Source organism: Pseudomonadota bacterium (assembly GCA_039033415.1).
GTDB lineage: Bacteria > Pseudomonadota > Gammaproteobacteria > Xanthomonadales > SZUA-38 > JANQOZ01.
In genome coordinates, this window is sequence record JBCCCR010000017.1 from 115,366 (window position 1) to 138,427 (window position 23,062).

23 protein-coding genes and 2 tRNA genes are annotated in these 23,062 nt (G+C 62.4%); 3 read left to right on the forward strand and 22 right to left on the reverse strand.

Features of this window, described 5'->3' with window-relative positions; translation table 11 throughout:
- Positions 1–103: 103 nt before the first annotated feature.
- The 20 genes from AAF358_15265 to AAF358_15360 form a co-directional block, all read right to left on the reverse strand.
- Positions 104–177: transfer RNA gene (locus tag AAF358_15265), tRNA-Cys, on the reverse strand.
- Between the two features lie 45 nt (positions 178–222).
- On the reverse strand, positions 223–1,467 hold the full coding sequence (locus tag AAF358_15270) for a nucleoside transporter C-terminal domain-containing protein (GenBank protein ID MEM7706916.1): 1,245 nt from the start codon (positions 1,465–1,467) through the stop codon (positions 223–225).
- A gap of 45 nt (positions 1,468–1,512) precedes the next feature.
- On the reverse strand, positions 1,513–2,340 hold the full coding sequence (gene fghA, locus AAF358_15275; protein MEM7706917.1) for an S-formylglutathione hydrolase: 828 nt from the start codon (positions 2,338–2,340) through the stop codon (positions 1,513–1,515).
- 166 nt (positions 2,341–2,506) lie between these two features.
- Positions 2,507–2,582, reverse strand: a tRNA-Gly gene (locus AAF358_15280).
- Between the two features lie 36 nt (positions 2,583–2,618).
- Positions 2,619–3,266: a CDP-diacylglycerol--glycerol-3-phosphate 3-phosphatidyltransferase gene (gene pgsA, locus AAF358_15285; GenBank protein MEM7706918.1), complete on the reverse strand. Its 648-nt coding sequence runs from the start codon at positions 3,264–3,266 to the stop codon at positions 2,619–2,621.
- A gap of 53 nt (positions 3,267–3,319) precedes the next feature.
- Positions 3,320–5,128 (reverse strand): excinuclease ABC subunit UvrC, encoded by a 1,809-nt coding sequence (gene uvrC, locus AAF358_15290; protein ID MEM7706919.1) that lies wholly within the window; start codon positions 5,126–5,128, stop codon positions 3,320–3,322.
- On the reverse strand, positions 5,125–5,598 hold the full coding sequence (locus AAF358_15295; protein MEM7706920.1) for a uracil-DNA glycosylase family protein: 474 nt from the start codon (positions 5,596–5,598) through the stop codon (positions 5,125–5,127). Before AAF358_15295 ends, uvrC begins: the two co-directional genes overlap by 4 nt.
- Positions 5,599–5,761: 163 nt before the next feature.
- Positions 5,762–7,201: a thioredoxin-like domain-containing protein gene (locus AAF358_15300; protein ID MEM7706921.1), complete on the reverse strand. Its 1,440-nt coding sequence runs from the start codon at positions 7,199–7,201 to the stop codon at positions 5,762–5,764.
- Positions 7,176–7,709 (reverse strand): low molecular weight protein-tyrosine-phosphatase, encoded by a 534-nt coding sequence (locus AAF358_15305; GenBank protein ID MEM7706922.1) that lies wholly within the window; start codon positions 7,707–7,709, stop codon positions 7,176–7,178. Before AAF358_15305 ends, AAF358_15300 begins: the two co-directional genes overlap by 26 nt.
- Before the next feature lie 40 nt (positions 7,710–7,749).
- The gene (gene kdsB / locus AAF358_15310; protein MEM7706923.1) at positions 7,750–8,523 is read right to left on the reverse strand and encodes a 3-deoxy-manno-octulosonate cytidylyltransferase; all 774 of its coding nucleotides are present in this window, start codon (positions 8,521–8,523) and stop codon (positions 7,750–7,752) included.
- Complete coding sequence (gene lpxK / locus AAF358_15315) at positions 8,520–9,479, reverse strand: tetraacyldisaccharide 4'-kinase (protein ID MEM7706924.1); 960 nt, start codon at positions 9,477–9,479, stop codon at positions 8,520–8,522. The genes kdsB and lpxK overlap by 4 nt, the downstream gene beginning before the upstream one ends.
- Complete coding sequence (gene msbA, locus AAF358_15320) at positions 9,476–11,248, reverse strand: lipid A export permease/ATP-binding protein MsbA (protein ID MEM7706925.1); 1,773 nt, start codon at positions 11,246–11,248, stop codon at positions 9,476–9,478. The genes lpxK and msbA overlap by 4 nt, the downstream gene beginning before the upstream one ends.
- A 45-nt stretch (positions 11,249–11,293) precedes the next feature.
- Positions 11,294–11,710, reverse strand: coding sequence for a biopolymer transporter ExbD (locus tag AAF358_15325; GenBank protein ID MEM7706926.1), 417 nt, complete (start codon positions 11,708–11,710; stop codon positions 11,294–11,296).
- A gap of 2 nt (positions 11,711–11,712) precedes the next feature.
- Positions 11,713–12,351 (reverse strand): MotA/TolQ/ExbB proton channel family protein, encoded by a 639-nt coding sequence (locus AAF358_15330; GenBank protein ID MEM7706927.1) that lies wholly within the window; start codon positions 12,349–12,351, stop codon positions 11,713–11,715.
- Positions 12,352–12,471: 120 nt separating this feature from the next.
- Positions 12,472–14,715, reverse strand: a complete 2,244-nt coding sequence (locus AAF358_15335) for a DNA internalization-related competence protein ComEC/Rec2 (protein MEM7706928.1) — start codon at positions 14,713–14,715, stop codon at positions 12,472–12,474.
- Positions 14,716–14,884: 169 nt separating this feature from the next.
- On the reverse strand, positions 14,885–15,565 hold the full coding sequence (gene lolD, locus AAF358_15340; protein ID MEM7706929.1) for a lipoprotein-releasing ABC transporter ATP-binding protein LolD: 681 nt from the start codon (positions 15,563–15,565) through the stop codon (positions 14,885–14,887).
- Complete coding sequence (locus tag AAF358_15345; protein MEM7706930.1) at positions 15,558–16,802, reverse strand: lipoprotein-releasing ABC transporter permease subunit; 1,245 nt, start codon at positions 16,800–16,802, stop codon at positions 15,558–15,560. Before AAF358_15345 ends, lolD begins: the two co-directional genes overlap by 8 nt.
- A gap of 15 nt (positions 16,803–16,817) precedes the next feature.
- Entirely contained in the window at positions 16,818–17,228 is a 411-nt protein-coding gene (locus tag AAF358_15350; GenBank protein ID MEM7706931.1) for a hypothetical protein, read from the reverse strand.
- Positions 17,197–17,460 (reverse strand): succinate dehydrogenase assembly factor 2, encoded by a 264-nt coding sequence (locus AAF358_15355; protein MEM7706932.1) that lies wholly within the window; start codon positions 17,458–17,460, stop codon positions 17,197–17,199. The genes AAF358_15350 and AAF358_15355 overlap by 32 nt, the downstream gene beginning before the upstream one ends.
- Positions 17,461–17,463: 3 nt before the next feature.
- Positions 17,464–17,658, reverse strand: coding sequence for a succinate dehydrogenase assembly factor 4 (locus tag AAF358_15360; protein ID MEM7706933.1), 195 nt, complete (start codon positions 17,656–17,658; stop codon positions 17,464–17,466).
- Positions 17,659–17,696: 38 nt separating this feature from the next.
- Between AAF358_15360 and AAF358_15365 the strand changes: the two genes are divergently transcribed.
- Positions 17,697–18,512, forward strand: a complete 816-nt coding sequence (locus AAF358_15365) for a hypothetical protein (protein ID MEM7706934.1) — start codon at positions 17,697–17,699, stop codon at positions 18,510–18,512.
- Positions 18,513–18,518: 6 nt separating this feature from the next.
- Here the strand turns inward: AAF358_15365 and AAF358_15370 are convergent, their stop codons facing one another.
- A complete protein-coding gene (locus tag AAF358_15370) occupies positions 18,519–19,322 on the reverse strand; it encodes a class I SAM-dependent methyltransferase (protein MEM7706935.1) in 804 nt (267 codons plus the stop codon).
- Positions 19,323–19,432: 110 nt separating this feature from the next.
- Here AAF358_15370 and AAF358_15375 point away from each other — a divergent pair, with 110 nt between their 5' ends.
- Both AAF358_15375 and AAF358_15380 read left to right on the forward strand, forming a co-directional pair.
- On the forward strand, positions 19,433–20,095 hold the full coding sequence (locus tag AAF358_15375) for an SOS response-associated peptidase (protein MEM7706936.1): 663 nt from the start codon (positions 19,433–19,435) through the stop codon (positions 20,093–20,095).
- A gap of 89 nt (positions 20,096–20,184) precedes the next feature.
- Positions 20,185–21,084, forward strand: a complete 900-nt coding sequence (locus tag AAF358_15380; protein MEM7706937.1) for a DMT family transporter — start codon at positions 20,185–20,187, stop codon at positions 21,082–21,084.
- A gap of 28 nt (positions 21,085–21,112) precedes the next feature.
- Here the strand turns inward: AAF358_15380 and AAF358_15385 are convergent, their stop codons facing one another.
- Positions 21,113–22,837, reverse strand: a complete 1,725-nt coding sequence (locus tag AAF358_15385; GenBank protein MEM7706938.1) for a hypothetical protein — start codon at positions 22,835–22,837, stop codon at positions 21,113–21,115.
- Positions 22,838–23,062: the final 225 nt, after the last annotated feature.

Here is a 23,062-nt window from a genome sequence, read left to right on the forward strand (position 1 = left end):
ACTTCAAAGCCCAGCATCATAACGTGAGCTGGGCTAAGCAGATGCTGCGGGCAAAGCCCCAAAACGACAAAGCCCCGCGAGGACGCAGGGCTTCGAAGGTGTTTGGAGGCTGGGGTCGGAATCGAACCGGCGTCCACGGCTTTGCAGGCCGCTGCATAACCACTCTGCCACCCAGCCAGAGGATCCGCTATTGTACGGATTTTGGGCGCCAGCGATAGCCCACTAGATTGATAGAAACAGCCCCGCGAGCGATGCACTCATCAGGTTGGACAACGTGCCGGCCAGCACCGCCTTTAGACCTAAGCGAGCGACCTCGGACTTGCGCTGCGGCAGCAGCGTTGCCATGCCGCCCATCAAAATAGCCAGCGCGCTCAGGTTGGCAAAGCCGCACAGCGCAAAGGTCACGATGGCCTGAGCGTGAGCGGACAGATTCTCCTTCTCGCCGACAAAACTCACGTACGCCACAAACTCGTTCAGGATGGTCTTTTGGCCAATCAGGTTCCCAGCGATCACCGACTCCGACCAGGGAACACCCATCAGAAACGCGACGGGTGCAAACAGCCACCCAAGGATCCGATCAAAGCTGAGCTCCGGTTGACCCATCCAGCCGCCCACGGCGCCGATGAGGCCGTTGGCAAGCGCCAGCAGCGCAATAAACGCCACCAGCATGGCCCCAACGCTAAGGGCAATCTTGAGGCCCGCAGCAGCGCCGTCAGCCGCCGCTTCGACCACGTTGGCGGGTTTTCCCAGCACCTCAGCGACCGGCTCGTCGGCGCCGCCTCTGTGAGCGTCAGCCACGCCTGTTTGGCCGTTTGCATCCGTCGGTACGTCTGGCACCAACAGTTTGGCCATCAGGATTCCCCCTGGCGCTGCCATGAAGGCGGCGGCGACCAGGTACTGGATGTCCACGCCCAACCCGGCGTAGGCGAGCAGCATTGCGCCGGTGACCGACGACAACCCGCCGGCCAGCACGCAGAAGAACTGTGGCCGCGTCAGCGACGCCAGATACGGTCGAACCGCCAGCGGCGCTTCCACCATCCCGATAAACACGTTCGCAGCGGCAGCCAACCCCTCGACCCGGGTGACGCCGAGCAGGGCCCGCAGCGCGCCACCCAGCAGCGTCACCAGCAGCGGCATCAGCCGAAGGTAGTAGAGCATTGAGACCAGCGAGGAGACAAAAATGATGACCGGCAGGACCCGCAGCGCGACCACAAACCCCATGTCGTCGCCGGCTAGGGCGCCGAACATAAAGCGGGTGCCTTCGTCAGCGTAGCCGACAAGCTGATTGACGCCTGCGGCCAGCGTCGCCAGCAGCGTTTGACCGGCGGGGACAAAGAGGACAAAGCCGCCCACGGCAGCCTGCAGGGCAAAGGCGCTGCCCACGATCCGCCAGTTAATGTGCCGACGCGACTCCGACAAGGCGATTGCCAGCATCACCAAAAACGCGACACCGAGGAGGGACTGCACGGCGCTAGCGGGCTCTCACCACGGGCGCTGAAACGACTTCAGTCGTCACCCGCCGAGCAGCTCTGCATGATGCGCCAGATGGTCGTTGATGAAGGTCGCGATGAAGTAATAGGAATGATCGTAGCCTGGCTGGAGCCGAAGCTTGAGGCTCTGGCCTGATGCGCTGCAGGCACGTTCGAAAAGCTCTGGCTTGAGCTGATCGGTGAGAAACGCATCGTTGGCGCCCTGGTCGATCAGCACGTGGGCGTGGCTCGGCCGCTGCTGGACCAGCTCGCAGGCATCATATTGGCGCCACTGCTCGCTGTCGTCACCGAGGTAGCCGCCGAGCGCTTTGCGTCCCCAAGGAACCTGGCTGGGAGCGACAATCGGTGCAAAGGCGGATACGGTCCTGAATCGCGTCGGATGCTTGAGATGCAGCGTCAGTGCGCCGTGGCCACCCATGGAATGGCCGCTGATGCCGACACGCTCGGCATCCAGGTCTCGGTGCTCGTTGATGAACTGCCAAAGCTCCTGACTGACGTAGCTTGCCATCTGATAGTGAGGTCGCCAGGGATCCTGCGTGGCGTCTACGTAGAACCCGGCACCCTGCCCGAAATCCCAGTCCGCGTCGTCGGCGACGCCCTCGCCACGCGGCGAGGTGTCGGGTGCCAGTACTGCCAGGTTCAGCTCGGCGGCCCGACGCTGAAAGCCGGATTTGGTGATGAAGTTCTGCTCGGTGCAGGTCAGACCCGACAGAAACACCAGCACGGGAAAGGGCCCTTTCCCCGGCGGGAGGTAGAGCGCCAGGCGCATGTCGACCCCACAGGCATCTGAAGAATGTTCAATAACCTGTTGTGTTCCATCAAAAACCTTGTTTGTAGCTAGCACGTTCATCGGTATTCCCCTGCCCTCTGAGTCGGTATCTGGTGCAGCGCCCTGAGGCCGGTGCTGTGGACGGAAACGCACGGCGTCGGGCGGTTGTTCGGCCTCTTTTGGCGATCGACTACCCCTCGCCAAAGCCAAAAAAAAGGGCCACGCGAGGTGGCCCTTTTGGCTGTTCTGGAGCGGGAAACGAGACTCGAACTCGCGACCCCAACCTTGGCAAGGTTGTGCTCTACCAACTGAGCTATTCCCGCAGAAGGCGGCCTAGTCTACCGGCGCAGCGCCGTCTGTCAAGGACCCGCATTGCCGGAGCTGGGGGAGTCCTGCGGTGCGGCGGCAGGGCCCGCTGTTGGACCACCGGCGCCGTGTCCATCTCGCGCAGAATTGCCTCGCATGGCGGGCCAGGCAGCGCGCAGATATTGCACCATCGACCACATGGTCAGGCCGGCCGCAATAAACAGGCACCCGTGCCCGAGGTCAAAGATTGGAAGCGTCCAAAGGTCTTCGCGAAACAGCAGCAGCGACAGCGCAATCATCTGGAAAGTGGTTTTCACCTTGCCGAGACCGGCCACCTTCACGGTCGCCACCTCCCCGAGCTGCGCCATCCACTCGCGCAGCGCTGAGATAGTGATCTCCCGACCAATGATGATGGCTGCCGGGATCACCAGCCAGGGGCTGGGGCGATATTGGATCACCAGCACGAGGGCCGTCGCGACCATCAGTTTGTCCGCAACCGGATCAAGAAAGGCGCCAAACGGAGAAGACTGGTCGAAACGGCGAGCCACGTAGCCGTCTGCCCAATCGGTGAGCGCGGCGAGCACAAATACGACCGTTGCGGCCCAGTTGGACCACCAGAACGGGAGATAAAAAGTCACGACCAGCACAGGGATCAAAACGATCCTGAATAGAGTGAGGACGGTAGCGGTGTTCAGGTGCATGGATGGCCGGTGAGGGGCTTAAGCGTGCATCATGGCGAGGCTGGGGGGAAAGTTCAATCGTGCAGTGCGTCGTAGATTCGCTGGGCGAGTTCAGCGCTGATTCCCTCGACCGCACAAAGCTCTTCAACGCCGGCCCGGCGGACGCCTTTCAGACCGCCGAAGTGCTGCAATATCTGACGTCTGCGCGTTGCCCCGATGCCCGAAACCTCTTCCAGGACCGATGTCTGACGCTTTTTGGCACGTCGCTGGCGGTGGCCCGTAATGGCAAAACGGTGTGCCTCGTCGCGGATATTTTGAATCAGGTGGCTCGCGGACGAGTCGCCTCCCGGCACCACTGGCCGCTGCTCCGGACCAACAAAGAGCGTTTCCTCACCGCCACGCCGTTCCGGGCCTTTGGCGATGCCCACCAGCAGCACGTCGGTGATCTCCAGCTCCGCCAGCACCTCCAGCCCCTGGGTCAGTTGACCTTTACCGCCATCGATCAACAGGAGGTCGGGCATGGTGCCCTCCCCGGCCTTGAGACGCCGATAGCGACGCAAAAAAGCCTGTCTTAGCGCCGCGTAGTCGTCCCCGGGCGTGATATGGCTAATGTTAAAACGACGGTAGTCCGATTTGCGAGGCCCGTCGGCATCAAAGACGACACACGACGCGACCGTGGCTTCCCCCTGGGTATGGCTGATGTCAAAACACTCGATGCGATCCGGCGGTGCCGGCAGATCCAGCAGCTTGGCCAGCGCCTCCATCCGTTCGCTCATGCCGCTGCGGCCGGCCAGATGGCTGACCAGCGCTGACTCGGCGTTTGTCCGGGCCATGGCCAGCCAGCGAGCCTTATCGCCCCTGGGTCGATGGAGAATGCGCACCGGCCGGCCCGCCCGCTCGCCCAGCACCCGGCAGAGCAGCTCCCGATCCGGAAAATCCCGGTCGACAACCAGCTCGCTGGGCAGATCCCGGCCCGAGTAGTACTGAATAATGAAGGCCGACAGGACGGCATCGGGGCCCACTTCAGCGCGATTGCGCGGGAAAAACGACCGGCTGCCGACGTTACGTCCCTCGCGGAAATAGATTGCCTGAACGCACGCCGTCGGCCCGTCGGAGGCGACCGCCAGGAGGTCAATATTGCCTTTGGCCCCCATTACGTGCTGCTCGGACTGCACGCGCTTCAGGTTGGCAATCTGGTCGCGGATCTGGGCCGCTTTTTCAAACTCCAGCTCGCTGCTGGCCTGAGCCATTTCGGCCCCAAGCTCATCGATTACCTGATGATCCCGGCCCTCGAGGAACAGCTCCGCGTGGCGCACGTCCCGCGCATATTCCTGCTCGCTGATCGCGTCGACACACGGCGCCGTGCAGCGTTTGATCTGATACTGAAGACAGGGCCGCGAGCGGTTGGCAAAAAAGCTGTCCTCACATTGACGCACCCGAAAGAGCTTCTGCATCTGATTCAGGCTGTCTCTGACGGCGTAAGCGCTGGGAAACGGACCAAAATAGCGCCCCGGGGCGCGCCGCGCACCGCGGTGAAAGGCCAGCCTGGGAAAGGTGTCCTTACTGGACAGATAAATATAGGGGTAGCTTTTGTCGTCGCGGAGCAGCACGTTGTAGCGCGGTTTAAGCTCTTTGATCAGCTGGTTCTCAAGGAGCAGCGCCTCGGCTTCGGTCCGGGTCACCGTCACCTCGATATGGGCCACCTGGGACAGCATGCTGGCGATCCGGTTGTTGGGCACCGTCCGGGTGAAATAGCTCGCTACACGTTTACGCAGGTTGTGCGCCTTCCCGACATAGAGCACCGCGCCGGTGTCCGACTGCATCTGATAGACACCCGGTTTTGTGGACAGGCGTGCCGCAAACGCTTTGCCGTCAAAGCTCACTTCAAACTCCGAATCAGGCGGTGAAACCCGTCCGCGGTCAGGCGCCGGGTATTGATGTTGAGACGGCTCGGATGATAGCTCGAAACCAGCTGTCTGCCGCACTTCAGTACATAGCGTGTTCCATGACCGAACGGCATGCCCGCCAGCTTTTGCTGCAGCGCGCGAAGTACGGCTCGGTGTGCCACCCCGCCGAGGCAGACAATGATGCCCTCAGGCGCCCGGAGCTTGGCCAGCTCCGCCTCAAGAAACGGTTGGCATCGGTTGACCTCACCCGTCTCTGGCAGGTTCTGGGGCGGCAGGCATTTGACGACGTTGGTGATGCGGATGGGCTCTCCGTCAGGGTGTTCGGGTGTGGCAAAGCCGCTTTCCTTGAGGGCCGACAGCAGCAACGTGCCCGAGGCGTCACCGAAGAACGGGATGCCGGTCCGGTGGGCCCCGTGCAGCCCCGGTGCAAGTCCAACGATGAGCACCCGAGCGCTATCCGGGCCCCAGGCTGGCACCGCGCCGCCGTAATGATCCGGCCATCGCTTGGCAAGCTCACGCCGGTGGCGTGCCAGGCGCGGGCAGCGGCGGCAGTTCGGGCGCGGTTGGGTTCGCCCCTTGGAAGATCGAGTCAACTGATCAGCTGGGGCGCTAGATGCTGGTTTCAACGATATTGAAGGGTTTGACCGAGCGGTCTGCCATGTGAACCTGAACGATTCGATGGGCGTTGGTGTCGGCCACCCAGAGGGCATGATCGTGAATGGTCAGATAAGACGGTTCGTTGAAATCGTAGTCGATGGCGGGACTGCTGATGCGTCCGGTAGCCACGTCAACCAGGCGCAGCTGAGAGTTGTAGGTGTCGGCCACCCACAGCTGCTCGCGATTCAGGCTTAAGGCAAGATCGCAGGGATACTGCAGCAGCGCATTGGAGCGCCCGCCGTCCTCGCAGCCGAAGGTGAAGGTCCCTCGTCCACATTTGGTGCTGACTTCCCCGGTCTTGGTATGCACTTTGCGAATGGAAGAAGAGTCCGCGTCCACGAGATAGAGGTATTCATCGTGGACGGTCAGGCCCATCGGGGCAGCAAATGCCGCCGTTTCCCGGTCGCCGTTGACCAGCCCGAGCTGGCCGCTGCCGCTGTGCCAGCTGACCTGCATATTCTTGAGATCCAGGCGCCAGATCTGGTTGCTGCCGGCCATGCTGATAAACAAGTCCGGCCCCTTGGAGGCGAGACCAATCGGGGAGTTGCAGGCGGTCTTTCGCAGATCGGTGCCGGCCAGCACCATCGTTTTTTCGGGCTTACCGGTGCCCATGGTGGTCTCAACGTCGCCGGTAAAGAGATTGATCCGGCGAATGGCGTGATTACCCGTGTCGGCCACGTACAGATAGTTGTCGTTCACCGACAGCCCCATCGGGAAGTTGAAACCGGAGTTTTGCAGCGCTCCGTCCCAGAATCCCGGATTGCCGGAACCGAAGATGCGCAGGATACGGCCCGTATCGCCGACCTCCAGGACGCGGTTGTTGCCGCTGTCGCTGATATAGATGTGGCCCCGGGCCGGGAGAATGGCGGTGGGAAACTGGAGGATCCCGCCCGGCTCGGCTTTGCGCGCGTGGACGACCTGGCCATAGTCGCGAATTTCCTGAGCCGCCGCCTCGTCCAGCAAGGCGCCGACCGCCTCGTCGATAGCCTCCCCGGCGTCGTCTCCCTGGGTGACTCGGCGCAGGTGCCCATTGGCATCGATGACAGCCGCCGAAGGCCACGCCTGGACGCCGTACTGCTGCCACATGTAGTAGTCGGCATCCAGCGCCACCGGGTGGCGTAGATGGTGCCGATTGACGGCTTTGAGTACCGGACCCAGCGTTGTTTCTCGCGAAAATTTGGGACAAACGATTCCGACAACCGCCACACCGTTGTCGTATTTGTTTTCCAAGGCTTTAATGCCGGGCAGCAGCGCCTGGCTGTTGAGGTTTGAGGGGGTCCAGAAATAGACAACCACAACCTTGCCCCGATAGCCCTCGAGCGTCGGGGACATGTCCGAATTCACCCACTGGAGTGATTCGGGGAATTCAGGAACTCGGGGGTGATCCGTCACGAGACGCTCCTAGTCGGGCCTCCAATTCCGGCGCCAGGGAGTCCAGCAGCCCGTCGACGGCATTGTCCAGCAACTTCAAAACCTGTTCAAACCCATGGCTGCCGCCATAGTACGGATCGGGCACGTCGCTGGTGATCCCCAGATTGGAATAGTCCATGATCTTTTCGATCCGAGCGGTGCCGTCCGCCGGGGCGATCGCCTCAAGGTCCAGGAGATTGGACTCATCCATTGCCAGGATCAGGTCAAAGGTGGTGAAGTCGTCGGCGCTGACCTTCCGCGCTCGCTGGTCGCCGATGGCAATCCCTTGCGCGAGGGCAGCCTCCTGGGAGCGTGGATCCGGGGCGTGGCCCACGTGATAGGCGTGGGTGCCGGCTGAGTCCACCTCCACGCCTCGATCGAACCCCCTCTCGTCCAGCCGCTTGCGTGCCATGCCTTCGGCGGTCGGCGAACGACAAATGTTGCCCATACACACCATCAGGATGCGATAAGGCGGTCCAGAGCTGCTCATCGAGGGCAGTGCCAAGTTCTTGTCATAGTTCAATATTGTGTCACAACGAATTGATATATTGGGAAAATGTTTCCCAATCCTGGGGTGTGTCGACGCCGGGCGGCGTGGCGGCCGGGAGTTTTACCACCGTGATCGGGTACCCATGATGCAGGGCGCGGAGCTGCTCGAGCGACTCCGCCTGCTCGGCGGCGGAAGGTTCGAGCGCGGTAAATGCCCTTAGAAAGTCGACCCGATAGGCGTAGACGCCGAGATGCCGAAAGTGGGCAATCGCTGCCGGCATCGGGGGATCCCGATCGAAGCGGTCGCGCTCGTAGGGCAGCGGCGCCCGGGAAAAATACAGCGCCCGGTCATGCGCATCCAGGACCACCTTAACGGCGTTTGGATTAAACAGCTCCGTGCCGTCTTCGATCGGACAACAGGCCGTCGCCAGTGCAGCACCTGGGTCCGCGGCCAGCGCTGCGGCCAGCTGATCGAGCACGCTGACCGGCATCTGCGGCTCGTCAGCCTGCAGGTTGACCACAATCGTTTCACCCGGCAGGCCAAGCGCCCGGACACAGGCCGCAATTCGGTCCGTACCGCTCGCCGCTTCACCGGTGAGGATCACCTCGGCGCCTCGGGCCTCGACGGTGGCCACGGTCTTCGGGTCGTCGGCGGCGATAACAACGCGGCTCGCCTGGCTTCGCTGCGCGGTACGCCAGGTGTGAATCACCAGCGGGTCCCCCGCCACCTCCAGCAGAATCTTTTCGGCCAAACGCGTGGAGCCCAGCCGGGCCGGAATGACGATGACGTAGCTCGGGGGCGATTCAGTGCTCATGACTCGGCCACTAGCTGGTCGATACGGGTCAGCAGCTCTCCCTCGAGCGTCTCATCCAAAGCGACCGTGACCGGCACCTCCCAGCAATCCGCCAAGCCGCGGCCGCGAAGCTTCACCGCGTCTTTGCTGGTGGTCAGCATCGTCTGGCCGCCAAACGCCGCCAGTTCGTCGTCGACGAAAGGGTGGTGGTCAGGAAACGGATGCTGCTGGGCCTCGATGCCAAGCTTTTGCAGCGAAGCGAAAAAACGCCCTGGATGGCCAATGCCGGCAACGGCGTGCACCGCCTTTCCGACAAATGCGTCGAGCGGTCGGCGTTCGCCACTCTGAAGGTTCACCGCGTAGGCCAGGGTCAGCATCATGCTCTCAGCGCTGCCGTTATGGATCACGAAGTCTACCGTCTCCAGGCGAGACAGTGGCTCGCGCAGCGGTCCGGCTGGGAGCTGGCGACGGTTGCCGAAGCCACGGGCTTCATCCACCACCACCAGCTCGAGATCGCGCGCCAGCTGGCCGTGCTGGAGCCCGTCGTCGCTCAGCAGGAGCTCAACGCCATGCTCGTCCACCAGTCTGCAGGCCGCGCCCACCCGATTGCGCCCCACCATCACGGGAGCCGACGTTTCCCGGGCGATCAGCAGCGGCTCGTCGCCGACACTGGACGGGCTGTCATCGACGCTCACAAGCCGGGGCCCGGCTCCGGCGGTCGACCCGTAGCCGCGGCTCACCACGCCAACGCGATAACGGGCGCTAAGCTGTTTCGCCAGGTGGATCAGCAGCGGAGTTTTGCCGCTGCCCCCAACCGTCAGGTTGCCAATGACAACGACCGGCGCCCCCGGATGTCGGGCCCGTGATCGCCGCCAGCGTTGATGCAGCGCGGCGACGGGGCGATAGACCGCCTCCAGCAGCTTGAGGTGAAGCGGCACCGAGGCGCCGCCGTACCAGATCGACTCCGGCTCTCTCACCGACGCGGGCCGTCGACAAACTGCAGCCGGTGCAGCTCGGTGTATTGTCCCCCCTGGGACAAGAGCGTTGTGTGGCTGCCCCGTTCGATGATGTGGCCCTGGTCCAGCACCAGCACCTGGTCGGCGTTTTCAACGGTGGAAAGCCGGTGGGCAATCACCAGCGTTGTGCGGCTGCGCATGATGTCTTCCAGCGCCGCTTGAATCAGGCGTTCTGACTCGGTATCGAGCGCTGAGGTGGCCTCGTCAAGGATCAGGATTGGGGCGTCCTTCAGGATGGCTCGGGCGATGGCCAGCCGCTGGCGCTGCCCGCCGGAAAGCTGGATTCCATCCTCGCCCAGGCGCGTATTGAGCTGCTCCGGGAGCTGACGGATAAACTCCATGGCGTTTGCCTGCTCCGCCGCTGCTTCGATGGCCTGTGTGAGATCGGCGCCACTCTCTCCCTTAAACGCAGGATTTGCGTAGGCGATGTTGGCGGCAATGGTGTCGTCGAACAGCACAATGTCCTGACTCACCAGCGCAATTTTCTGCCGCAGCGACTGCAGCTGGATATTCTCGATATCGACCCCATCCAGCGTGATGTCTCCCGCGCTGCGTTCATAAAACCGCGGAATCAGGCTTACCAGGCTCGTCTTCCCGCTGCCCGAACGACCCACCAGCGCGGTGACGGTGCCCGGTTCGGCCTCAAAGGTGATGTCGTTAAGCACCGACTCGCCACCGTTGTAGTTGAGCGATACGTCGTGGAAAGCGATTCGTCCGGTGACCTGGTCTAACGCTTGACCCTTGCCCAGCTCTTCCTGCGGACCGTCCAGCAGCTCGAACAGCGTGTCCGCCGCCGCAACGCCCCGTTGAATCAAGACGTGAACATTGGTCAGCTTTTTGAGGCTGGGAAGAATCGCCAGCATCGCGGTCATAAAGGCCGTGAAGGCACCCGGCGTAATGTCATCCAGCATGCTTTCCCGGGTCGCCAGGTAGACAATCACCGCCAGCGTGAAGCCCGCCAGCAGCTGCACGATGGAGGTGCTCCCAGACTTGGTGGCAACCAGCTTCAGATGCTGGCGACGGTTGTTCGCGTTGACTCGGCCGAACCGCTCTGCCTCCACTTGCTGTCCAGAGTACATCTTCACGACCTTGTGGCCGCTCACCACCTCCGACGTCCGCTGGGTGACGTCCCCCATCGTGTCCTGGATGTTTTTGCTCAGCCGACGAAACCGGCGGCTGACCACGGCGATCACCCCGGCGATCAGCGGGGCAATGACCAGGGTAAACAGCGTCAGCTTGACGCTCTGGCTGAGCATGACGAGCAAAAAGGCGATGACGTAGAGGGTGTCTCGAACGACGATCGTGATGGCGCTAGTAGTTGCCTCGGCTACCTGCTCCACGTTAAACGTGAGCCGCGAAATCATCTGGCCGTGCGAGGTCCGGTCAAAATAGCTGGTAGGCAAGGTCAGGTATTTTTCGAAAACCTGCTGTCGCAGATCCCGAATTACGGAACGTCCGGTAGCAGCCATGCAGTAATCGGCGAGGAAACTGCCCAGCCCGCGCCCGAGAAAAATGGCGACAATCCAGATCGGCATGCGGGCGATCATGTCGAAGTCTCGGCCGAGCAGCGCCTCATCGAGCAGCGGTCGGGTCAAAGCCGCGAAGCCGCCGGTGCAAAGCGCGTCGAGCGCCATGGCCACCACGGCCACCCCCAATAGCGGCAGGTAGCTGCGTGTGTAGCCCAGCAGTCGACGGTAGATGGGCCAGGTGCCCCTGCTAGATTCCACCATCAGCGCATCATAACCCCGCAGCGCCGCGAGGCGCCGCTGCGGCGATCACCCCGCTTCGGGCGTGGTGGCGATGGAAAGGTTTACGAAGCCCAGCTGGTTGACCGCGTCCATGGCGGTCACCACCGACTGATAAGGCGTGTTGGCGTCGGCCCGGATCGTTACCGGCTGGTCCAGGTCATCTCCCGCAATCCGGGCGATGGCCGCTTTGAGCGTGTCGCTGCCCTGGTTGATCACTTCGTTATTGTTGATGAAGTAGCGCCCCTCCCGAGAGATCGCGATCTCAAGTCGCTCCTGCTCGATGGTGACGGCCTCTTCGGACGCCTGCGGTAGTTCAATCCGCAGCCGAGCCTGTCGCTCAAACGTCGTGGTCACCATAAAAAAAATGAGGAGCAGAAAGACGACGTCGATCAGCGGGGCAAGATCGATCCCGGGCTCTTCCTTTTCCTTCTTTTGAATCTGCACCGCTATTCTGCCCGTGGACGGGTGGCGGTGCGGCGTTGGTGTCCCAGGTCGATGGTATCGATCAGCGAGAGGGCCTGCTCTTCCATGTCGACCACCAGCGCTTCAACCCGGCCCTTAAAAAAGCGGTAAAACAGGAACGCCGGAATGGCGACGAACAGACCAGCTGCCGTGGTAACCAGCGCCTGGGAGATACCACCGGCCAGCTGGTTGGCGTCGCCGACGCCGTGAACGAGGATCGAGGAAAATACCTTGATCATGCCGATGACGGTGCCCAGCAGACCCATCAGCGGCGTAATGCCCGCGATGGTGCCCAGGGTGTTCAGATAACGTTCCAGGTCGTGCACGACATGCCGACCGGTGTCTTCCACGGCCTCCTTGACGATATCGCGGGTCCGGCTTCGGTTGCGAAGCGCCGCTGCCAGGACGCGTCCCAGCGCAGAATTCTCCGCCAGCGCCTCGACGTGGCTGTTCTCAAGCTTGCGGCTCAGGGCCCAGCTTTGTACCTGCTGACCCAGATCAGGCGGGTTCACCACCTTGCGACGCAGCGTCCAAAACCGCTCGAGCACGATACCCATAGCTATGGCCGAGCAAGCGAGGATCGGCAGCATCAGCCAGCCTCCCTGGCGAATAATTTCCAGCACGTGATTCGAACCTCGGTCAGGGCATTTTCGACGGTGGGCATGATACGCAAGTTTTGCCTGGACGTCTGCGCCATAGTTGGCTAAATGCCAAGCCCCAAAACGGTGCCTGGGCCATATCCATCAGGGCGGCCCGGGCTCAGGGCAAAGCCCCGGCCAGTGCCATGCACGATGGGTCTCGAGGCGTGCGGCTGAAACCACCGCGAGGCCGTCGCGCCCCCAGCGAAATTGCAGGTGACCGCACTCAGCGGTCACGAGCAGCGGAATATGATGGCGCTTGAGTCGCCGTCGAACTGAGAGGTGCGGCATGTCGAAGCGGTTGTGATGGCCACTGGTCGCGACCGTGAGGCTCGGCCTCAATGTTCGCAGCCAGTCGTCCGCGCTGGACGTTCGGCTGCCATGGTGGCCGAGAAGCAATAGATCGGTGACGTGTGGGTCACCCGTCCAGCGCCGCAGCAATCGGTGCTCAATGAGTTTGCTCACGTCTCCCGGAAAGACCATTTGCCGGCCGCCCCGCCGGAGCGTCACCACACACGAACTGTCGTTGCCCAGGTACGGCAGCCACGGACCGGGGTGCCACGTGCGAAGCTCCATGTCCGGCCAGCGCCAGCTTTGCCTGTCCAGACAGGGCGTCCAACGTCGATCGGGGCTGACGCCGATGAGCGAATCGATCCGGATGGGGCTCGTCTGCAGTCCGGGCAAGCCGCCGGCGTGGTCAGCGTCACCGTGGCTGATGATCACCTGGTTGAGGTGGGTGACACCCCGGCGCTGGAGGCTGGGGGTGATGACCGCGGAGCCAGCATTCCATCCTTCGCTGGCTCCGGGTCCTGTGTCAAACAAGGTTGTGTTATCTCGGTGCCCGAAGAACACGGCCGTCCCCTGCCCCGCGTCAAACACCTGCAGCTCCGGCTCGACAAACTCCGGCTCGCCGCGGGACAGCCACAGCAGCAACAGTGCCGCCGGCAGCATCCACCAACCTGGCAAGGTTTTGGGTAACAGAAAACCCACGGCAAGCAGGCTGGCGACCAGCGGCGGGATGGGGCCAGCACCGAGCGGCGTCGCCTGCACCCAGGGTTCCACCCAGGCCAGCCAGTGCCACAGCAGATTGAGCTGCCATCCGGCGAAGGTTAGCAGCCAGGACACGCCCAGCTCGTGGAGCACGCTGCCGACTAGGGTGGCCGGCAAGACCACCAGCGAAACCCACGGCACCGCCACCAGGTTGATGAGCAGGAAACCCACGGAAAACGGCAGCCCGAGGATCTGTTGAAGCGGCCAAAGACCCACGAGTAGCATTCCCTGGACCAGGACTAGCTGGCCGGCTTTCGCCTGGCGCTGAGTACGTCCAAAAAAGCCCGCGAGTAGGACCGCAGCGGCGATAAAAGACATCCACAGGCCCCGGCTGGCGGCCGTTTCGGGCCGGACCAGCAGAATGACCGTCAGGGCCCACAACAGCCCCACCGCGGGCTGCCAAGGCCGGCGCAGAACGCAGGCTCCGAGTGGCGCCAGCAGCATCAGGCTTGCCCTTTGGGTGGAGATAGACCATCCCGCCAAGGTCGCGTAGCCGAGAGCCAGCAGCATGCCGAGGCCGGCCCCAAAAACCGACCGGGGCATCCCAAAACAGCCGCTGGCCAGCAGCACACGGACCAGCAGGAGGCCCGAGCCCGCGACCAACGCAACGTGAAGCCCGGAGATGGCCATCAGGTGCGCCGTGCCGGTTCCGGAAAGGACCCGCCAATGTTCAGTCCCCAACGCCCGGCGATCGCCGGTGACCAGCGCGGGAATCAGCGCCGCCGCGGGCCCATCCACCGCTTGTGACAGCTGGCTGGACAGCTCGTCACGCAGTCGCAGCAGTCTCGCCGACGCTTCGTGACCTCGCCGACAACCCCCGGCTTCCACCTGGCCTGCTGCCAGCAGCGATCGGCTGAAGGCCCAGCTCTCTCGGTCAAAGCCGGCGGGGTTCAGCAAGCTCCAGTGCGGCCGCAGCTTCACCAGCAGCGTACAGCGCTGCCCGCCCTGAAGTGACTTCGGCGCCAATCGCCAGCTGATCGAAAGCACGCCTTTACGTGGACTTTCGGCGCGAAGCAGAAATCGACAGCGCTCGCCGTCACACGCCGGCAGGCTGGCGATGCTCCCCAGGACCACCTGGGGTTCCTCGGTTGCTAGCCAGGCCGCCTGCCCATGGCGAAATCGATCCAGTGCTCCCTGCCACACGATGAGCCCCAAAGTACCGGCCACGGCGGCAGCCGTTAGAGACCGCGGCGCACATGCCGCTAGCCAAGGCAACAGCATGATCCCCGCGAGCGGCACCTGCCACATGGTGATAGGAAGCGCCATGCCGCTTAGCAGCGCCACAGAAAATGCCAGCATTGCGCCCGTCATCGCTACCCGGCTGCTTTGTATTCACTGAGGATAAGCGGCCGTCGAAAAACAGCAGCCGCCGGGTGGCGCGCCGTTATGTAGGTGCGCCGATCGACTTACCGCGAGGACTCAGGGAGTGCCGATCTGCGGTTCGGCCGCTGAGGTTAAAAGCGGGTACTTAAGCGGGCTGAAGCTGACCGCCCGAGAGCAGTAGGACCGTATCCAGCCGGCTCGCAAGCTGGCGATCGTGGGTCACAATAATCAGGCTGGTTCCAAGGTCCGTGTTCAGCTCGAGCATCAGGGAAAAGATTTGCCCGGCGTTTTCCTCGTCGAGGTTGCCGGTGGGTTCGTCAGCCAGGACGCAGGCTGGGCGCGTGACCAATGCCCGGGCGACGGCCGCGCGCTGCCGTTCCCCGCCGGAAAGCTGGCCTGGCTTGTGGCTGAGACGGTGCTCAAGGCCGACCCGTATGAGCAGCTCACGCGATCGCGTCACCGCCTCGCCGCGGCTAACGCCCGCGATCAGCAGCGGCATGGCCACGTTCTCCAGCGCGCTGAACTCCGGCAGCAGGTGATGAAACTGATAAACAAACCCGAGATGTTTGTTGCGCAGACGGCTCAGCGCTCGTTGGCTGAGCCCGCTCAGCGAGTTGCCGGCGATTGATACCGTGCCGCTGGTGATTCGATCAAGCCCGCCCAGCACGTGCAGAAGCGTCGACTTACCGGCCCCGGACGCCCCGACCACCGCCACGCGCTCGCCTGGCTTCACCGTCAAGTCCACGCCGCTGAGCACTTGCACCTCCGCGCTCGCATCGTGATACGACTTCACCACGCTTTCGCACTGCACCACCGGGTTACTCATAGCGCAGTGCCTCCGCCGGTTGGGTTCGGGAGGCGCGCCAGGCTGGATAAATGGTCGACAGGATCGTCAATAGCAAGCTGAGCATGCCGATCTTCACGACGTCGCGTGTCTGCATATCCGACGGCAGATCGCTGATGTAGTAGATATCCGAGGACATAAACTGCACGCGAAACAGCTCCTCGAGCGCGGGGACAATCGTCTCGACGTTGCTCGCAAGCGCCACGCCGCCGATCAGGCCCAGTACGGTGCCGAAGACGCCGATGAAGGAGCCAAGCACGACAAACACCCCCATGATTGTCCCCGGGGTTGCACCGAGCGTGCGCAGGATAGCGATGTCCGCCTGTTTATCGGTGACCACCATCACCAGCGTTGAGATGATGTTAAACGCCGCCACCGCAACGATGAGCGACAGGATCACAAACATCACGGTTTTTTCCATCTGTACGGCGCGAAACAGGTTGGCATGCTGCTGGGTCCAGTCACGCACGTAGTAGATGCCGGATAGATCCGACTGGAGGTCGCGCGCAACCTCCCAGGCCCGGAACATGTCTTCGACCTTAAGCCGGATTCCTGACGCGCCGCTGCTGACCCGAAACAGCCGGGCCGCGTCATTCAGATGGACCAAAGCCGTGCCACGGTCGAACTCATGCATGCCGACCTCAAACAGCCCCACCACGGTAAAGCGCTTGACCTGGGGCAGCACGCCGGCTGGCGTCGCGCGAAGTTGGGGGGCAAAAACGGTGAGCTGGTCGCCGCGCTCCACGCCCAGAGCTGTTGCCAGATGCACGCCGAGCATAATGCCGAAATCACCGGCCTTAAGGTCGGCCAGTTCCCCGACGATCACGTTGGATGCCACGTCCGAAACGTCACTTTCCAGCGCCGGGTCAATGCCCCGAACCAACGCGCCGCTGATGCGATAGCCTTTGATCAGCGTTTCTCGCTCGATGAACGGTGCAGCCCCGATCACCGAGGGATGGTCGCCGGCGTCCGCCATCGCCTGCCGCCACTGGGTCATGTTGCCTTCGATACTGGTGATGGTGGCGTGCGAAAGCATGCCGAGAATCCGTTCACGCAGCTCCTTTTCGAAACCGTTCATGACCGAAATCACGGTGATGAGCACGGTGACGCCCAGCGCGATTCCCAGCATGGAAATCAGACTGATGAAGGAGATGAAGTGGTTGCGCCGTTTAGCCCGCGTGTAGCGCAGACCGATGTAAAACTGGAGCGGTCGATACATGAGCGTGAATAGGCCCTAAGCTTCCCTGCCCTCGTCGATCCGGCCCAGCATGCGGCGGAATTCGTGGGGCTGATGGTGCCGCCATAGTGCTTGAGGCTGGCGGTCGAGATGACAACTGATAGTCAGTAGGACCACCACGGCGGACCGAAAGTTGCTTTGAACGTCAACGGATTCCCACCGCCCGTCGATACTAAGTGCCTGCCAGCCCCCGTCTGCTCGGCGCCGCAGTGCGCGCCATCGTGGTTCCCGCAAACGCGTCCAGCAAACCAGCAGGAGCGCCACGAGCAGCGGCACCAGCGCCGTGGCTAGGGTTGGATCAGCCCAGAAGCACGCCAGGACCGTCAGACTCGAAAGAACGGATAGCACCAGGTAGTCGCTGGCCTGCGGCGCCAGGTCAATGTGCAGCGGGCCGTCGAATTTGTTCAACGAGCTGCTTCCGTTCGGTTTCGTCCGGCAGGGACCGTCCACTCAGCCAGTCCCACAGCTGATCGTCCTCACACGCCAGCAGCTCGACAAACGTCTGCTGCTCGGCCCGGGTGGCCGCCACGTAGTGTTGTTCCAGAAAACGGGTGAGCATCACGTCCAGTTCGAGCATGCCCCGCCGGCAACGCCAGCGCAGCTGGCTCATGGGCGGGGAGGCTTCGGAATCGGTGGTCATCGATCAAAAATCCGTGCAGCGACCGTTTTTCTCCCAGTCTCCGTAACGGGTGGGTTCCGGGCCTTTCGGGCCTCCAATTTCTTTTGGCCTGGCAGGCGCTGCTGACGTGTCTTCGGGGCCGGCAGGCGAAGTGCTGACGGCCGCATCGTTGGACGTTTTTGTGGGGTGGCTTTTTGCCGTTGAATTTTGTTTGCTCATAGCCGTATTGTACGCGTTTCACTTGTCCTGGGTGTGTGATGGAACTGGTCAGCCTGCTAAGCGAATACCGCGTCATTGTCGTAGCTGGCGCTGACGCCAAGGACTTTCTTCAGGCTCAGCTCACCTGCGACCTGAACAGCCTCAGCCCCGACGAGGGATGTTTCGGTGCGCTGCTCAATCCCAAGGGCAAGGTTCAGGCCGCAGGCTACCTTCTGCCGCACGAAGGAAACTGGCTGCTGCTTGTCCATCCCGAGGTGGCTGAATCCACGGTGACCCATCTCAGCCGGTACATCTTGCGGGCGAAGGTTGAGTTGGGGGAAAGCGGACTATTTGCCGTGGGCCTCGGCGCCGCGAAGCCAAGAGAGGGCGACACCGCCGAGCCGGCTGGCGGCTTCGACCGGTTAAGCGGCAGCAGCGAAAACTTTTTCAGCCTGCCCGACGGTCGGCAGATCGGAGTGAGCGCTGAGCCCGCAGAGAATTCGGACGTGGCGGCCTGGCGTCAAGCCGATTTTCAGGCGGGTGTGGTGAGCGTCGATGGCGCGCTCCACGACCGCTTCATCCCGGCCATGCTCGGTCTCGATACGATGGGCGGCGTCAGCTTCAGCAAGGGCTGTTACCCGGGTCAGGAAATTGTGGCCCGGGCACGACACCTGGGTCGGGTCAAACGAACCCTGGCACTTCTTCAAAGCACCGAGCGGCTTACCGTTGGGCAGGAGCTGTTGTCATCGGACGGCGCCCGGGCCGGTGAGGTGATCGACGTGCTGCAGACGGCGGTCGGCTGGCAGGCTCAGGTGGTCATCAACCGTGACCTGGAGGCGCTGAGCGGCGTCGACAGTCTGCGCTATTACGCCTGAGGCCGCTCAGATTTCTGCGGTCAGGTAGCAGATCCAGCCCGGGTCGGCGTCGCCCTGCTCGGTTTCTTCGAAGATCCCGTTGCCTTCATTGGTTTTTTCGTCGGTGCCTTCCCAGTACACGCGGGTGCGGCTGAACCCCGCCTCGCTGAGCAGCTCGCGAAGCTCCGGCAGCGTCCAGAGACGCCAGTAATAGGTGAAGGCCCGATCCAGGCGCGTCCCGTCAGCCAGCTCAAAATGAATGTAGCACTGCATCTGCGAGTTGATGGGGTTAAAGGACGCCTGCTCCCAGATGTAGGTGAAGTCCCCGCAGTCGCGCGGCTCTACGATTTCGCGTGGCGCATCGTAGCCGCCGTAGGCATCCATAAAAAACACGCCATCATCGACCAGTGACGCTCTCACGGTTTCGAAGTAACGCCGCATTTCGTCGCGTTCGAGAAAGAGAAAGTAACTGAAGTTCATGGCCAGCACGGCGTCTACCGGATCGCTGCCGTCGCGGACGTCACCCTCTCGCAGCTTGAGCCGCTGCTGCTGGCTGGATTTCAGAACGCCCCGATTGTGTTTCCGCCCCCAGGCCAGCACCTCCGTGTCGAGGTCCACCGCCAGGGCGGTGTTCTTACCGGAACGTTTTACCCACTCCGTGGCCGTGTTAGCGGTCCCGCAAAAGTCTTCCCGGAGCGACCGGGCCGGTCGACCCCGAAGCTCACGGAAGGTGTCCTCGACAAAGTCGATTTCCGACTCGACGTCCTGCACCGCCTGTTGATAAAGAACGTGACGGTCGGTAGTTCCGACCTTTTTGGGTTTGCTGCTCATCGGTTGCGAAATGCCGCCCGCGTTGGCTGGAGGATTTTGGCCGCGCAGTATGCAGGCCGTAAATGCATTTGGCCAGAGCATTGGTTTCCACCTTCAGGCACAATGACTAAATGTGCGGTCGCTACTTCATCAACACTTTGCCCGAAACGCTCGCCGAGCAGTTTATGGTCAAAACCCCCATCGATCTGGCCAGCAGCTACAACGTCGCACCGACCCACCTGTGTCCGGTGGTTGTCGGTGACCCTGAGGACGGCAAAAAGCTGATCGACGCCCACTGGGGCTTGGTGCCCTTTTGGGCGAAAGATCGCAAGATCGGCAGCCGGATGATCAACGCGCGTATCGAAACAGCGGCGAGCAAACCGGCTTTTCGCGCGGCCTACAAGCGACGTCGGTGTGTCGTGCCAGCCACCGGCTTTTTTGAATGGGTCAGAACCAGCAGTCACAAAGTGCCGCACGCCATCGTGCCCGGTGATCAGCCGATGTTCGGTTTCGCGGGGCTGTGGGAGAGCTGGAGGGATCCGGAGGATGAGACGCTGCTGTCGTTCACCATCGTCACAACCGAGGCACATGGGCCGATCAGCGAGCTACACCATCGCATGCCCGTGATGCTCGATGCACCGCTCATGGAGCACTGGCTGGCCGGCGAACCCGTTGACCTGGCCGCCGTGACGGCGGCGGCCCCGACACTTAAGGCCCGCTTCTTCCCCATCAGCACGGCGGTCAATTCCGTTCGGAACAACTATCCGGAGCTGCTGGAACCGGCAGCGGTATGACGGCGGCAATCAACGACGAGCCTACGGTGATCCAGCTGGACCGCCATGCTGACTAGCGACGGGCCTTCGGGCTCGGTGACAATCCCAGCGTGTTAGTTCGGGGCGTCATCTTGATGCTGCTGGCGAGCGGCTGTTTTGCGGTGATGAACACGCTGGTTGCTCTGGGGGGAAAAACCCTACCCGCGATCGAGCTGGTTTTTCTGCGCAACGTCTTTGGGCTCGTAGTCTGCCTGCCGCTGCTACCCCGGGTGCTGCCGGCGATCCTCCGTTCCAGCAACCACGGGCTTTATCTGCTGCGTGCGCTGGTCAGCTTCTCTGCCATGCTTATATGGTTCTGGTCGCTCAATCAGCTGCCGCTGGCGGAAGCCGTCAGCCTGTCGTTCACGCTCCCGCTGTTTGTGATCGCTGGCGCAGCGCTGTTTCTGGGTGAAGCCGTCGGGCCCCGCCGCTGGGTCGCGACAGCCGTCGGCTTTGTCGGCGTGCTGGTCATCCTTCGTCCCGGCTTTATCCCGGTATCCCTCGCGTCCGTGGCGGTGGTGTTTTCGACAGCGCTGATGGCCGCGGCGGTACTCATGGTCAAAAACCTTTCCAATACTGAGGCGCCGCTGGTCATCGTGCTCTATCTGCTGCTGATCATGCTGCCCGTTTCTGGCGTCGCCAGCATTCCGGTCTGGGTGACGCCATCACCCAAAGTCTGGCTATTGATGGCGGGCCTGGGCGTTTTCGCCACCGTTGCTCAGTGGCTGTTCACAACCGCGATGCGGGGTCGCGACGTGTCGATCCTCGCGCCGCTGGATTTTTTTCGCTTGCCGTTCACGGCACTGCTCGCCTATTGGATCTTCGATCAGCTGCCCTCGTTCTGGACGTGGCTGGGGGCTGGAATCATCGTCGCCGCCAACCTCTATATCGTTCGACGAGAAGCGAAGCTGGCGCGAGAGCGGCAGCAATCACCGCCGGCACCTGCCGGTGCTGAACCTGGCTCCTGCTGAGGTAATAACCGCCTTTCGGCGTAACGCGTTATCCGATGTCCAGCGGTGGGATCCCAGAATTTTTGGCGGGAATGGGCCCCAGATCGGGCACGCCGTCGATGCTGACGGGCTTGGCTTCGTAGGTGTATCGACAGAACTCGGTCGTTCGGTCGGCCAGTCCGTTGACCTGCAGCATGGAATCGTGAATCTGCATGTCCTCGCGCCAGCACGTCAGCCACGGGACGCCGGTTTCGGTATGAAAGGGTGGCACCAGCAGATATTGCTTGCCGGCGTCTTTGCTGTTGAAGCCGCGAGCCAGCAGCCCCCGCGCTGGCGGAACTCGGCGGCCCGGTAAGTCCGCTAGTACCGCAGCCGGCTTGAAGTCCTGTCCCAGCACCGAAAGCCCCACCTCGACCTCGTCGGGGTCGGGCGCCTGGAGCCACTTAACGGCTGCGACCATCCAGATGGCATCACGTTCGCTGATCGACGTGGTGCTGATAGCGACCAATTCCCCGACCCGGATCTGCATGTTCTCTGGCTTTTCGAAACGCAGCCGGTAGCCGCCGAGACTTTGGTTGAGTATTTCCGCTTCATGGATCGGCGGACGAAAGCGCTGGTCGCTGCCGGCCACCCAGTTGTTGATGGACCCGGCCTGCTGCGTGAGCCGCTCGTTGCCGGTTTCCTCCAGAAACTGGCCAAAGCTTTGCTCGCCGGCAGCCATAAAATGGATGCCGTTGAGCCCGATCACAATCCGGGCCTTGTGGGTTGCTGGCAAACGCTTATGGCGTCGCTCAATGCGCTGCCCCCAGGTGGCCGTCAGCTGGCGCAGCAGCATGCCGTCGAGAATCAGCGTTTCATGTCCGTGCGCTTTTAGCGGAATATCTCTCGAGCTGCCGTTCTCGGCTGTCAGCAGCTTCTGCAGCCGCGCTTTCAAATCGCTCAGATCGAAGACAAAATCGCCGTCCAGCGGGTCATCTTTCAGCACGAGCAGCGGCGCGCAGTCGCTGTCGACGGCTACCGCAAACTGATCAGCTGACGCGCGACCATTTCGAACGGTGGTGTCGTCGCGCCAGATTTCGCACGCTTTGTGCACCTGGATGATGGCGCGCTGGCTCAGGCGCTGCGGATCGCAAAGGCCAAGCAGCGCGACGCGCTTGTAGATATCGCAGATTCGATGGGACCGGTTGGCCCAGCCCAGCGTGTCGGTCATGGCCCGGTTTTCCAGCCCGTTCTGGACGGCGAACGCGTAAAGCGTATGGATCTCAGACCAGGTGCCGGTCGGCGGCGCACGGTAGAGCTGGCCACAGCGGAAAATCAGCTGCTCGCAGCACGATAGCGCGCGGTGGATCGCCACCGCGCCCGGCCGGCGTCCAACGACCGAAAAGCGAGATGACTCATTGGCCAGTTGGTGGGCTACCAGGCGATAGCCCAGGGCCAGCTCCCGAAAGAAATGGATGACCGTGCGGCCCGTTTTGTCGATTTTGTCGTTGAGCGGAAAGACCGCGTCGTGGTACTGCTTGTCCAGCACGTTGACCACGGCGAGACAGGGTTCGGTGACGTTTTCGAGCGCGTGCAGGCGAAAGCGGGCGCTGACCCGCGTGTGGTTGAGCTCCTGGACGCCTGACAGCAGCTCATTGCCGGCGGCCGTGACGTTGGCCAGCGGCAGCGACGCCAGCCACTCATCGAAGCTTTTCCGGCTGGCAAAACGAGAACTCCGCGCAGGCTTCTCCTGCTGCGGGGTTGCTGTCGCCAGTGATACAACTCGTGGTTCCACTACCTGCCGGTCTCCGGGTAAACGGTCGAGCTCGTCCCGGCTGAGTATACTCGCTTGCCCAAGAATTTCCCTTCAGACAATGGCATAGGCTCTATAGAACCGGGCTATTTTTGTGGTCGGCGTCGCCTTCCGACCCTTTTTAGCGCCGCTTGATGATGACTCTGTCGCGCCGTCTGCGTCGCCGGTGCGTCAGATTGTACTCGACCACCTTACGGACTATCTTTA